Below are 12428 nucleotides of genomic sequence, written 5' to 3' on the forward strand. Positions count from 1 at the left end.
CACCCGCACCAGCCACTTCGCACGACTTCGCCCCGCCGAGCACCAACTCGGCGGGGCGAAGTGATCGGGCCCGAATAAACCAACAGCGTCGCCATCGGCGGCCGGGCCCTTCCCGGTTTCCCCCGGCCTCCCGGACCCCACTCGCCGGGCGCGCCTGCCGGGGCGGCGGCCCCGGATCCGTGCCGGTTGTGCGGGTCGTGCCAGAACTCGCGGCGGAACGTTGGCGGAACCCGCTCTGCCCTACTGGCGAGTCGGCCCAAGACTGGGAGCACACCCGCACCGCGCAACAGGGAGAACGCCCCATGACCACCGGGTCACGCGTACTGGCTCTCGGTCACCACCAGCCCGCCACGGTGCTGACCAACGACGAGCTGGCCGCCATGGTGGACACCAGCGACGCCTGGATCCGCAGCCGGGTCGGGATTCGCACCCGCCATGTCGCCGGGCCCGAGGAGTCGGTGGACGACATGGCCGCCACCGCGGCCGGCAAGGCCCTGGCCCACAGCGGCCTGGCGCCCGCGGACATCGATCTCGTCCTCGTCGCCACCTGCACGGCCGTCGACCGCAGCCCCAACACCGCCGCCCGGGTCGCCGCCCGGCTCGGCCTGGCCTCGCCCGCCGTGATGGACCTCAACGTCGTCTGCGCCGGTTTCACCCACGCCCTCGCCACCGCCGACCACGCCATCCGCGCCGGCTCGGCGAGCCGCGCCCTGGTGATCGGCGTCGAGAAGTTCACCGACGTCGCCGACTGGACGGACCGGTCGACCTGCGTCCTGGTGGGCGACGGCGCCGGCGCCGCCGTGGTCACCGCCGCGGAGGAGCCGGGGATCGGCCCGGTGGTCTGGGGATCCGTTCCGGAGATGGGCAACGCCGTGCGCATCGAGGGCACGCCGAGCCGCTTCTCCCAGGAGGGCCAGGCCGTCTACCGCTGGGCCACCACCCAGCTGCCGCCCATCGCCCGCCGGGTCTGCGAGCGGGCCGGCGTCGCCCCGGAGGACCTCGCGGGGGTCGTCCTCCACCAGGCCAACCTGCGGATCATCGAACCGGTCGCCCGGAAGCTCGGCGCGGTCAACGCGGTGATCGCGCGGGATGTCGTCGAGTCCGGCAACACCTCCGCCGCGAGCATCCCGCTGGCGCTGTCGAAGCTGGTGGAACGCGGTGAGGTCAGCTCCGGCGCCCCGATTCTGCTCTTCGGCTTCGGCGGCAACCTCTCGTACGCGGGCCAGGTCATCCGCTGCCCCTGAGCGGTCCGCGGGGCCGTACCGGCCGGGCCTTCCGCGCCTTCCGGGCTTCCGGGCTTCCGGGCCTTCCGGGCGGGGCGGAGGCCGGGGCCCCGCCCCCGGGCGGACGGGGCAGCGGACCCGGTTTCCCGCTCGGCGGCTGCGGCGGAACTTTCGGGGCGGAAGCCCCGAGCCCCCACCCCGGGACGGACGCCGCAGGAGCCGGCCCGGAGCCCGGGCTCGGCCGCCGCGGCGGGACTTCCGGACCGGACGCCCCGAGTCCCCGCCCGGGACCGGCGCGGGGCAGCGGCCCCGGCCCCCGGCTCAGCGGCTCAGCAGTTGTGGCGGCCCAGCGGCTCAGCGGCTCAGCGGCTGCGGCGGGTCACGAACTCCGCGAGAGCCAGCAGGTCACCGGCGTGCGCGAGATCCGGCACCGCCCGGGCCAGCTGATCCACGGCCGAGGCCATCCGGACGCAGGCCTCGCTCTGCGCCCAGTCCCGCCCTCCCGCACGCTCCACGGCGTCCGCCGCCCGCCGCAGCGCACCGGCGTCCAGCGGGCCCTCCATCGCGTACACCCGGGCGAGTTCGGCGGCGGCGGGCGTGCCCGACGCCAGTGCGGCGACCACGGGCAGCGACTTCTTGCGGGCCGCGATGTCGGCCCCCACCGGCTTGCCCGTGTCCGCCGGATCGCCCCAGATGCCGATCAGATCGTCGATCAGCTGGAACGCCAGCCCCGCCTCCCGCCCGAAGGCGTCCATGGCGGCCACGGCACTCTCCCCCGCGCCGGCGTAGAGCGCGCCGAGCGCACAGGCGCAGCCGAGCAGCGCCCCGGTCTTGGCCTCTGCCATGGCCAGGCTCTCGTCGAGCCCGACCTCCGCCCGCTGCTCGAAGGCGCAGTCGGCGTGCTGGCCGTCGCACAGCTCGACCACGCAGGCGGCGAGCCGGCCGGCCGCCTGTGTGGCGGCGGGGTGGGGATCCTGGGCGAGGATCCGCAGCGCCAGGGAGTGCAGGGCGTCCCCGGCGAGGATGGCGTCCGGGATGCCGAAGACGGTCCAGGCGGTGGGCCGGTGGCGGCGGGTCGGGTCCCGGTCGATGACGTCGTCGTGGAGGAGCGTGAAGTTGTGCACCAGCTCCACCGCGGCCGCGGCGCGCACCGCCTGCTCGGCCCGGCCGCCCAGGGCCCCGGCGGCGGCCAGCACCAGGGCCGGGCGGATGGCCTTGCCCGCGTTCCCCGCGGTCGCGGTGCCTCCGGCGTCCTGCCAGCCGAAGTGGTAGGCGGCGATGCGCCGCATCGAGGCCGGCAGCGAGTCCACCGCCGCACGCAGCGCCGGGTTCACGGCCCTGCGCGACCGCTCGAGAAGATCCGTGGCCTCGCGGCACTCCCGGCTCTGCGTGAACGTGTCCATCGCCCCACCCCTCGATGTGCCAACGCAGGTCTCCCACCTGCCCGTTCATCCTGGCAGCCGCCGTCCGCCGCCCACCATTACTCGAATGGGTGGGAATAGATCACGGTGCCCGGGCGCGTCCGGACGCCACGTCACGGCGCCCGGCCCCTCGCGGGGGCGCGACGGGAGGCGGTGGAACGGGTGTCGGTTACCCTGAGAACAGGGCATGACATATCAATCCAGACCTTTCAGGCCTTCCGCCGCGGGGATCCCGGTCCACCGGGCGGGCCTTGTCCGGTGACGGGGCGACGGCATCCGCTCATCCGCATCGATCGCAGGAGGCAGCTCATGTCAGGGTTCCTGGACCGCGCCAAGGAACAGGCGCAGCGCGGGCTCCATCAGGGCAAGCAGAAGATCGACGACGTGCAGGCCCAGCGGGCGGGCCAAGACCTGGTGAAGAGGCTGGGCGAGGCGTACTACGCGGAGCGGCACGGCACGGGCACCCCGGAGGGGACCCAGAAGGCGCTGGACGCCGTGGAGAACCACGCCCGGACCCACGGCGAGGACTTCCTGCGAGGCTGAGCAGGAGACACAGGGCCGGCCGCCCCGGGTCCGCTCGCCGGGCCGGGGGCGGCCGGTCGGCTTGCCCCGGGAACCGGCCGCCGGGCCGAGGGGCGCACCTGCGCCGCCGCACCGCCCGGCCGGCCGGCCGAGTCCCCGGCGTCACCGCAGGTGACAATGGTCCGGTGAGTTCCCCGGCCCCCGATCCCGACCTGCTGCGTCCGCGGCTGCCCTCGCCGCTGGAGCCGGTGGACGACGCGCGCTTCACCCGCCGGGGCGTCCGGCTCCTGCTCAAGCGGGACGACCTCATCCACCCCGACATACCCGGCAACAAGTGGCGCAAGCTGGTCCCCAACCTGCGCGCCGCGGCCGAGCGGGGACAGACCGCGCTGCTCACCTTCGGCGGCGCCTACTCCAACCACCTGCGCGCCACCGCCGCCGCCGGACGCCTGCTCGGGCTGCGGACGATCGGGGTCGTCCGGGGCGGCGAGCTGGCCGACCGCCCGCTCAACCCCTCCCTGGCCCGCTGCGCCGCCGACGGCATGGAGCTGCACTTCGTCGACCGCGCCGCCTACCGGCGCAAGGCGGAGCCGGCCATGGCCGCCGAGCTGCGGGAACGCTTCGGCGACTGCCACCTGGTACCCGAGGGCGGCAGCAACGCGGCGGCGGTGCGCGGCTGCACCGCGCTCGGGCGGGAACTGCGGGGCGCCGCGGACGTCGTCGCCGTGGCGTGCGGAACCGGCGGCACCCTGGCCGGGCTGGCCGCCGGGCTCGCCCCGGAGCAGCGGGCCGTCGGCTTCCCCGCCCTCAAGGGCGGCTTCCTCGACCGCGAGACCGAGCGCCTGCAGCACGCGGCCTTCGGCGGACGCACGGGCCGCTGGCGGGTCGAGGAGCGCTTCCACTTCGGCGGCTACGCCAGGCTCACCCCCGAACTGCACGCGTTCGCCGACGACTTCACCGAGCGGCACGGCGTCACGGTGGAGCGCCTGTACGTGGCCAAGATGCTCTACGGGCTCACCACCCTGGCCGAGGAGGGCGCGTTCCCGCCGGGGACGACGGTCGCCGGCGTGGTGACCGGCCCGGACCTCTCCCTGCGGGACTGACGGCCGGACCGCCGGGGACGACGGCCCGGCCTCCGGGAACGGCGCAACGGGGCCCCGCGCGGCGCGCGGCCTACCCCGCGAGCTCCTCCCCGTGCGCCGCCGCCTCCTCCAGGTCCAGCCGGCGCAGCAGCAGCCGGAGCATCTCGTCGTCGAGCCGACCCTCGTCCCGCATGCGCACGAAGACGTCCCGCTCGGCCGCGATCACCTCGCGGGAGAGCCGGCGGTAGGTCTCGTCGACCGACTCCCCGGTCAGTTCGTTGACCCCGCCGAGCCGCTCCCACACCGCGTTGCGCCGCCGCTCCAGCACGGTGCGCAGCCGCTCCTCCAGGGGGCGCGGCAGGGCGTTGCGCGGGTCGGCGAGCAGCTCGTCGAGCCGCTGCTGGGCCGCCTCCGACGCCGCGTTCTGCGCCTCCGCCTCGGCCAGCAGGAGCTGCTGGGGGTCGTGGCTGGGCAGCTTCAGCCGCCGGATCAGCGGCGGCAGCGTCACGCCCTGCACCACCAGGGTTCCGATCACCGTGGTGAAGGCCAGGAACAGCAGCAGATTGCGGGCCGGGAACGCGCCGCCGCCGTGCACGGTCTCCGGGACCGAGAACGCGATCGCGAGCGAGACCACCCCGCGCATGCCCGCCCAGGACACCGCGAAGGGATGGGTCCACGGCGGCCGGCCGCCGGGCCCGCGCAGCAGCGGAAGGTAGGTGGCCGGGTACACCCAGAGGAAGCGGGAGGCGACGACCGCCACGAAGACGACGACGGCGTACCAGGCGGCCTCACCGGGGGCGTAGCCGCCGAGGCCGCGCAGCACGACGGTCAGCTGGAGCCCGATGACCAGGAAGACCGACGACTCCAGGATGAAGGCGATCATCTTCCAGACCGCCGCCTCCTGGAGCCGGGTCGCGAAGTCGACCTGCCAGGCCCGGTGCCCGAAATAGAGGCCGACGACCACGACCGCGAGCACGCCCGAGGCGTGGACCGACTCCGCCACCCCGTACGCGAAGAACGGCGTCAGCAACGAGAGGGTGTTCAGCAGCAGCGGGTCCCGCAGCCGGGTCCGCAGCCAGTGCAACGGCACCATCAGCAGCAGTCCGATGCCCACACCGCCGCCCGCGGCGAGCGCGAACTCCGCCAGCCCCTCGCCCCAGGACACCCCCTCCCCGACGGCCGCCGCCAGGGCGACCCGGTAGGCGGTGATGGCGGTCGCGTCGTTGAACAGCGACTCGCCCTTGAGGATGGTGACGATCCGGTGCGGAAGGCCGATCCGGCGGGCCACGGCGGTCGCGGCCACCGCGTCCGGCGGGGCGACCACGGCGCCCAGCACCAGGGCGACGGTCAGCGGCATCCCGGGGACCACGGTGTACGCGACCCAGCCGACGGCGGCGGTCGCGAACAGCACGTATCCGACGGACAGCAGCGCCACCGGCCGGACATTGGCCCGCAGCCCCAGATAGGAGCTGTCGAGCGCGGCGAGGTGCAGCAGCGGCGGCAGCACGAGCGGCAGCACGATGTCCGGGTCCAGGGTGTAGTCCGGGATGCCCGGAAGGAAGCTGCCGAGCAGGCCCGCGGTCACCAGCACCAGCGGCGGGGGCACCGGGGTCCGGCGGGCCAGACCCGCGATCGCGGCGCCGGCCGCCACCAGCACCAGCAGAGGAAATGCCGCCATCCGCCCGCTCCACCCCGTCTCAGGCGTGCGGCACCCGCCGCGTCACGCCTCGGCTCGTTTTACTCTGGCCATCATGAGCGAGTGCCCGCATCTTCAGGAACAGCCGCACCCCGAACCGTCGCCCCAGTCCGACACCTGTCTGGAGTGCCGGGCCGCGGGCACCCATCCCGTGCACTTGCGTCTGTGCCTGGAGTGCGGTCACGTGGGATGCTGTGACTCGTCGCCGCTCCGGCACGCCTCGCAGCACTTCGAGGACACCGGACATCCGGTGATGCGCTCGTTCGAGCCCGGCGAGAGCTGGCGGTGGTGCTTCGTGGATCAGCGGATCGCTTGAGCGGCCAACCGGACGGGCATCCCTTCGAATTGGGAGCGCAGACCTCTAGCCACTGTGCGTACCCAGGGGCTTACAATAAGTGATGCTCCCCGGTCCATGGGACCTCTTCCCCCGGATCGCGATAGCGTCGCAGCTGAACCATGTGCCGCGTCGGCCCGGTCCCGCCTCAGGCGGGCCGCCGTGCCGGTGCTCGGAAAGCTCAACCAGCTTGTGTCACCTTGGAGGTGAGGGTGTCCCAGATCGCAGGCGAGCCCGGGACCCAGGACTTCGTGGAAGTCCGGCTGCCCGCTGCGGGTGCCTACCTGTCGGTGCTGCGTACGGCCACGGCCGGCCTGGCAGCCCGCTTGGACTTCACCCTCGACGAGATCGAGGATCTGCGCATCGCGGTCGACGAGGCGTGCGCGATCCTGCTGCAGCAGGCCGTACCGGGAAGCGTGCTGAGTTGCGTCTTCCGTCTGGTCGGCGACGCACTGCGGGTGACCGTCTCCGCGCCCACCACGGACGGCCGCGCACCGGAGCGCGACACCTTCGCCTGGACGGTGCTCTCCGCACTCGCCGGTGAAGTCGACTCGTCGGTCGCGGAGGACCGCACGGTCAGCATCAGTCTGCACAAGAAGCGCGGCGCGGGCCCCGGACAGCCGTGACGGACGGGACGGGCAGGCCGGTGCCGGACGAGAGGCGCGTCGCGCGGGTGGTGCCCGGTACGGCCATCCCCGAGCAGCAGCAGGCAGAGTGGGCGGACCACATGGACCAGCATCAGCATCAGCGCCAGGACGAGCAGCACCAGGGCGAGCGGCCGCAGGGCGACCATAGCCAGGGTGAACGACGCGAGCACGAACCGGAGCACGCGTACGAGCACGAGCACGGGCAGTTGCCCGATCCGCACGACCGCAGCGGTGCCCGTGCCCTGTTCATCAAGCTGCGGGACCTGCCCGACGGCTCTCCCGAGCGCGCCGAGCTGCGCAACCACCTGGTCCGGATGCACCTGCCGCTGGTGGAGCACCTGGCCCGCCGCTTCCGCAACCGGGGCGAGCCGCTGGACGACCTGACCCAGGTCGCCACCATCGGTCTGATCAAGTCGGTGGACCGGTTCGACCCGGAGCGCGGGGTGGAGTTCTCCACGTACGCGACACCGACGGTCGTCGGGGAGATCAAGCGGCACTTCCGCGACAAGGGCTGGGCGGTGCGCGTCCCGCGCCGGCTCCAGGAGCTGCGCCTCTCACTGACCACCGCGACCGCCGAGCTGTCCCAGCGGCACGGCCGGTCACCCACCGTCCATGAGCTGGCGGAGCACTTGAGCATCTCGGAGGAGGAGGTGCTGGAGGGGCTGGAATCGGCCAACGCCTACAGCACGCTCTCCCTCGACGTGCCGGACACCGACGACGAGTCCCCGGCCGTCGCGGACACCCTGGGCGCGGAGGACGACGCCCTGGAGGGCGTCGAGTACCGGGAGTCCCTCAAGCCGCTGCTCGAGGAGCTGCCGCCGCGGGAGAAGAAGATCCTGCTGCTCCGGTTCTTCGGGAACATGACCCAGTCGCAGATCGCGCAGGAGGTCGGCATCTCCCAGATGCACGTCTCCCGGCTGCTGGCCCGCACCCTGGCCCAGCTGCGGGACAAGCTGCTCGTCGAGGAATGACGGCGCCGGGGGCCGCACCGGCCTCCGGCACGCCGCTCCCCGGTCGCACCCTGGGCCCCGGGTGCTCCGGCCCCGCGCCGCAGCGCTGCCGGCGGAGCCTCACGGCAGTCGCTGCCGCGGCCCCGCCACTGGAGCCGGTCCCGCCACCGAGCGTCACCACCGTCGCTCCCGCGGCCCTGCCACCGGAGCGTCACAGCGTTCGCCGCCGCGCCCCGCTCAGGCGTCGCGCGGTGCGATGCCCAGTGCCTCGGTCGCCGTCGGGTTCACCAGGAGCGCCAGCACGGCCAGCGCCACGGCGCCGAGGGCCACCCCCACCGCGATGAGCACCCCGCCGGTGCTGATCAGCGTCCAGGCGACCGGCACGGCCATGATCTGGGTGATCAGCGCAGGCCCCCGGCTCCAGCGGCGGCGGAGCAGCAGTCCACGCGCGGCCGCCAGCGGCAGCGCCGCCAGGGCGAGCAGCGTCAGCCCGCCCGTCTCGGCCTGGGTCGGGCTCTCGGGGCTCCCGAGCAGGCCCATGACGAGCAGATACGCCCCGAACACGGCGAGCGCCGCACCCTCCGCCCCCGCCAGCGCGGCGGCGACGGTGAGCCGGGTGGGGCGGGGGCCGGCGGAGCCGGTGTCTTCGGGGGCCTGGGTCTGCTTGCTCACCCCAGCAGGGTAGCTCCCGGCCCACGGGGCACCGCGGGGACGGTCGTGCGGCGCCCCGGGGCCGGTCACCCGGCACCCCTGGGTCGCGGGGCCGGTCGCCCGGCACCCCTGGGTCGCGGGGCCGGTCGCCCGGCACTCCTGGGCCGCGAGGCCCTCCGATGCCCCGTGGGGCCGGGAGGCTGTCCGGTGGGCGGGCACCCGGCTGGGCCCGGTACCAGAGGGTAGGTAGTCTGCTGCGCATGCGCGCGCTTCTCGTGGTCAATCCGGCAGCAACCACCACCAGTGCCCGCACGCGCGATGTCCTCATCCACGCCCTCGCGAGCGACCTCAAGCTGGAGGTCGTGACGACCGAGTACCGGGGCCACGCCCGCGACGTGGCCCGCCAGGCGGCCGAGGGCGGCGAGACGGAGCTGGTCGTCGCGCTCGGCGGGGACGGAACCGTCAACGAGGTCGTCAACGGGCTGCTGCACCGCGGCCCCGACCCCGACGCGCTGCCGCGCCTGGGCGTCGTCCCCGGGGGGTCGACCAATGTCTTCGCCCGGGCTCTCGGCCTCCCGAACGACGCCGTGGAGGCGACCGGCGCCCTGCTGGACGCGCTGCGTGACCACAGCGAGCGAACCGTGGGCCTGGGCCACGCGGCCGGCACCCCGGGCACCGCGGACGAGGGCGTGCCCGCCCGCTGGTTCACCTTCTGCGCGGGGTTCGGCTTCGACGCGGGCGTCGTCGGGCGGGTCGAACAGCAGCGCGAGCTGGGCAAGCGCTCGACCCACGCGCTGTACGTGCGGCAGCTGATGCGGCAGTTCCTCACCGAGCAGCGCCGGCGGCAGAGCCCGATCACCCTGGAGCGCCCGGGCCACGCCCCGGTCGAGAACCTGCTGCTCTCGATAGTCTGCAACACCGCTCCCTGGACCTACCTGGGCAATCGCCCGATCTACGCCTCCCCGCGCGCCTCCTTCGACACCGCGCTCGACGTGCTCGGGCTGAGCACCCTGTCGGCCGCCGGGATGGCCCGGTACGCCACGCAGCTGCTGACCTCGTCGCCCGACCGGGGGCCGAGCGGAAAGCACGCGGTGTCGCTGCACGACCTGACGGACTTCACCTTGCATTCGCAGGCGCCGGCCCCCTTTCAGATGGACGGCGACCATCTGGGACTGCGTTCGAGCGTGACGTTCACAGGCGTACGCCGTGCACTGCGTGTGATTGTGTGAGCGGAACGGGCAAAAGTCCTTCCACTCGAACGTTTAGGCCAGCTTCCACCCACTGGAAGTACGGCTGTGACCCAGACGACACCAAGGAATCAAAAAAAACTTTCCAGAAGGGGTTGTATCCGCCGCCGAGGTTTGCGAGTCTCTTCATGGCGATCGGGACGGCCCGCAGGAAGGCCCCCTTGAGAGCCGGAACCCCTCCTCATTTCGCTGGGACCGCACCAGGCAACTGGAAGCAGGCCCCTTCCCTTGTGGGGGGATTCGTGAAAGCGTTCACATTCACAAGCAACCTGCTGGTAATACAAGGAGATGGAGCAGCCATGGACTGGCGTCACCGCGCCGTTTGCCGCGAGGAAGACCCCGAGCTCTTCTTCCCCATCGGCAACACCGGTCCTGCGCTGCTGCAGATCGAGGAAGCCAAGGCCGTCTGCCGTCGCTGCCCCGTCATGGAGCAGTGCCTGCAGTGGGCGCTGGAGTCCGGCCAGGACTCCGGCGTGTGGGGTGGCCTCAGCGAGGACGAGCGCCGCGCGATGAAGCGCCGCGCCGCTCGCAACCGGGCGCGCAACGCCAGCGCCTGACCCGAACGCCCCCCGTGCCCGGGCGGCGCGTACAGCGAGTGCGCACCTCCCGCCCCCGAGCCGCAGCGCGCAGTAACCCCAGCCGCTCCCCCGGAGCAGCTTCTGGGGGTGCCCACGCACCGTGAGCAGTGAGCCCCGGACCGATTCGGTCCGGGGCTCGCTGCTGTGCGGGGCTCACTGTCATCCGGGGTTCACTGCTGTGCGGGGTTCACTGCTGTGCGGGCGGGCACCGGCCGGAGCCGGGGCCCGTCGCAGCTCTCCGCGCCCCGGCGGGGAGCCACGTCAACACCGGCGAACACGCGGTTCCGCGGTCAGTGCTTCTCGGCGCGTACGGGGATGTCCAGCACCACCCTGGTGCCGCGCTCCGGGGCGGGCAGCATGTCGAACGTTCCGCCCAACTCCCCCTCGACCAGGGTCCGGACGATCTGCAGGCCCAGGTTGCCGGTCCGGCCGGCGTCGAAGTCCTCGGGCAGGCCGCGGCCGTTGTCCTGGACCGTGACCAGCAGCCGGCCCTCGGTCCGGGTGCCGCCGCGCACCGCGGACACCTCGACCGTTCCCTGCTCCCCGCCCGGCGAGGCCGTGGTGCCGAAGCCGTGCTCCAGCGCGTTCTGCAGCACTTCGGTGAGGACCATGGACAGCGGGGTGGCGACCTCGGCGTCCAGGATTCCGAAGCGTCCGGTCCGGCGGCCGGTGACCCGGCCCGGGGAGATCTCCGCCACCATGGCGAGCACCCGGTCGGCGATCTCGTCGAACTCGACCCGCTCGTCGAGGGTCTGGGAGAGGGTCTCGTGCACGATGGCGATCGAGCCGACCCGGCGGACCGCCTCGCCCAGGGCTTCGCGGCCCTCCTCCGAACCGATCCGGCGGGCCTGGAGCCGCAGCAGCGCGGCCACGGTCTGCAGGTTGTTCTTCACCCGGTGGTGGATCTCCCGGATGGTGGCGTCCTTGGTGATCAGCTCCCGCTCGCGGCGGCGCAGTTCGGTGACGTCGCGCAGCAGCACCAGCGAACCGATGCGGGGGCCCTTGGGCTTGAGCGGGATGGCGCGCAGCTGGATCACGCCGCCGTTGCCCTCGACCTCGGTCTCCCGGGGCGCCCAGCCGCTGGCGAGCTTGACGAGCGCCTCGTCGACCGGGCCGCGGGACGGGGCGAGTTCGGCCGTCGTCCGGCCGAGGTGGTGTCCCACCAGGTCGGCGGCGAGGCCGAGCCGGTGGTAGGCGGAGAGCGCGTTGGGGCTGGCGTACTGCACGACGCCGTCGGCGTCGAGCCGGATGAGACCGTCGCCCACCCGCGGCGAGGCGTCCATGTCGACCTGCTGGCCGGGGAAGGGGAAGGAGCCCGCGGCGATCATCTGGGCCAGGTCGGAGGCGCTCTGCAGATAGGTGAGTTCGAGGCGGCTGGGGGTGCGCACGGTCAGCAGGTTGGTGTTCCGGGCGATGACGCCCAGGACCCGGCCGTCGCGCCGGACCGGGATGGACTCGACCCGGACCGGGACCTCCTCGCGCCACTCGGGGTCGCCCTCCCGGACGATCCGGCCCTCGTCGAGCGCGGCGTCGAGCATCGGGCGGCGGCCGCGCGGGACCAGATGGCCGACCATGTCGTCCTGGTAGGAGGTGGGTCCGGTGTTCGGCCGCATCTGGGCGACGGAGACATAGCGGGCGCCGTCGCGGGTGGGCACCCACAGCACCAGGTCGGCGAAGGAGAGGTCGGAGAGCAGCTGCCACTCCGAGACCAGCAGGTGCAGCCACTCGAGGTCGGACTCGTCGAGGGCCGTGTGCTGACGTACAAGGTCGTTCATGGAGGGCACGAATGTGAGCCTACCTGTGGCAGAGTTCGTTGCAGCATGGGTGAACGCTCTGCCGATGCATGGACAGATGTTAGTGGTCTAGTCCACAATGAGAAGGTAAAGCCTCCGCCCTCCCCGCACAGGAGGACGGAACAGAGGCACACGGCGCTCTCTGCCCTGACTGCTCCGTGGCCTCCGGTCGGCCGGCCGTCCGCGGGAACCGCACACTCCGCACGACGGTGGGCCGGCACCAGCTCCGGGCTGCGGTGCCGGACAGGTTGAGGGTCCTGTCCCGGCGCCGTGGCCCGAAGTGT

At 73.3% G+C, this 12428-nt stretch carries 12 protein-coding genes; 8 read left to right on the forward strand and 4 right to left on the reverse strand.

What is annotated here, in order from left to right; genetic code table 11:
* Window positions 1–302 precede the first annotated feature (302 nt).
* Window positions 303–1244: a beta-ketoacyl-ACP synthase III gene (locus tag AC3EQ1_RS16185; protein WP_432095013.1), complete on the forward strand. Its 942-nt coding sequence runs from the start codon at window positions 303–305 to the stop codon at window positions 1242–1244.
* Window positions 1245–1585: 341 nt separating this feature from the next.
* On the opposite strand, the gene AC3EQ1_RS16190 is transcribed toward AC3EQ1_RS16185, so the two are convergent.
* The gene (locus AC3EQ1_RS16190) at window positions 1586–2626 is read right to left on the reverse strand and encodes a family 2 encapsulin nanocompartment cargo protein polyprenyl transferase (protein ID WP_432095014.1); all 1041 of its coding nucleotides are present in this window, start codon (window positions 2624–2626) and stop codon (window positions 1586–1588) included.
* Between the two features lie 327 nt (window positions 2627–2953).
* Here AC3EQ1_RS16190 and AC3EQ1_RS16195 point away from each other — a divergent pair, with 327 nt between their 5' ends.
* Window positions 2954–3187 carry a hypothetical protein gene (locus AC3EQ1_RS16195; RefSeq protein WP_432095015.1) on the forward strand — a complete coding sequence of 78 codons (234 nt, stop codon included), beginning with the start codon at window positions 2954–2956 and terminating at the stop codon, window positions 3185–3187.
* Window positions 3188–3351: 164 nt separating this feature from the next.
* Window positions 3352–4269 carry a 1-aminocyclopropane-1-carboxylate deaminase/D-cysteine desulfhydrase gene (locus tag AC3EQ1_RS16200; protein ID WP_432095016.1) on the forward strand — a complete coding sequence of 306 codons (918 nt, stop codon included), beginning with the start codon at window positions 3352–3354 and terminating at the stop codon, window positions 4267–4269.
* 70 nt (window positions 4270–4339) lie between these two features.
* Here the strand turns inward: AC3EQ1_RS16200 and AC3EQ1_RS16205 are convergent, their stop codons facing one another.
* Window positions 4340–5926 carry a Na+/H+ antiporter gene (locus tag AC3EQ1_RS16205; RefSeq protein WP_432095017.1) on the reverse strand — a complete coding sequence of 529 codons (1587 nt, stop codon included), beginning with the start codon at window positions 5924–5926 and terminating at the stop codon, window positions 4340–4342.
* Between the two features lie 73 nt (window positions 5927–5999).
* On the opposite strand from AC3EQ1_RS16205, the gene AC3EQ1_RS16210 reads away from it, so the two are divergent.
* From AC3EQ1_RS16210 to AC3EQ1_RS16220, 3 genes are all read left to right on the forward strand, one after another.
* Window positions 6000–6260, forward strand: a complete 261-nt coding sequence (locus AC3EQ1_RS16210) for a UBP-type zinc finger domain-containing protein (protein WP_351515370.1) — start codon at window positions 6000–6002, stop codon at window positions 6258–6260.
* 230 nt (window positions 6261–6490) lie between these two features.
* Window positions 6491–6904, forward strand: a complete 414-nt coding sequence (locus AC3EQ1_RS16215) for an ATP-binding protein (RefSeq protein ID WP_351515369.1) — start codon at window positions 6491–6493, stop codon at window positions 6902–6904.
* A 101-nt stretch (window positions 6905–7005) separates the two neighbouring features.
* Window positions 7006–7896: an RNA polymerase sigma factor SigF gene (locus AC3EQ1_RS16220; protein ID WP_432095081.1), complete on the forward strand. Its 891-nt coding sequence runs from the start codon at window positions 7006–7008 to the stop codon at window positions 7894–7896.
* Window positions 7897–8112: 216 nt separating this feature from the next.
* On the opposite strand, the gene AC3EQ1_RS16225 is transcribed toward AC3EQ1_RS16220, so the two are convergent.
* Window positions 8113–8547: a hypothetical protein gene (locus AC3EQ1_RS16225; RefSeq protein WP_432095018.1), complete on the reverse strand. Its 435-nt coding sequence runs from the start codon at window positions 8545–8547 to the stop codon at window positions 8113–8115.
* A gap of 239 nt (window positions 8548–8786) precedes the next feature.
* Here AC3EQ1_RS16225 and AC3EQ1_RS16230 point away from each other — a divergent pair, with 239 nt between their 5' ends.
* Together AC3EQ1_RS16230 and AC3EQ1_RS16235 are read left to right on the forward strand one after the other, a co-directional pair.
* Window positions 8787–9755, forward strand: coding sequence for a diacylglycerol/lipid kinase family protein (locus AC3EQ1_RS16230; RefSeq protein WP_432095019.1), 969 nt, complete (start codon window positions 8787–8789; stop codon window positions 9753–9755).
* A 317-nt stretch (window positions 9756–10072) separates the two neighbouring features.
* Window positions 10073–10330, forward strand: coding sequence for a WhiB family transcriptional regulator (locus tag AC3EQ1_RS16235; RefSeq protein WP_003983230.1), 258 nt, complete (start codon window positions 10073–10075; stop codon window positions 10328–10330).
* A gap of 311 nt (window positions 10331–10641) precedes the next feature.
* On the opposite strand, the gene AC3EQ1_RS16240 is transcribed toward AC3EQ1_RS16235, so the two are convergent.
* Window positions 10642–12126, reverse strand: coding sequence for a sensor histidine kinase (locus tag AC3EQ1_RS16240; RefSeq protein WP_432095020.1), 1485 nt, complete (start codon window positions 12124–12126; stop codon window positions 10642–10644).
* Between the last annotated feature and the right edge of the window lie 302 nt (window positions 12127–12428).

The sequence above is a fragment of the Streptomyces sp. bgisy100 genome, from assembly GCF_057709105.1.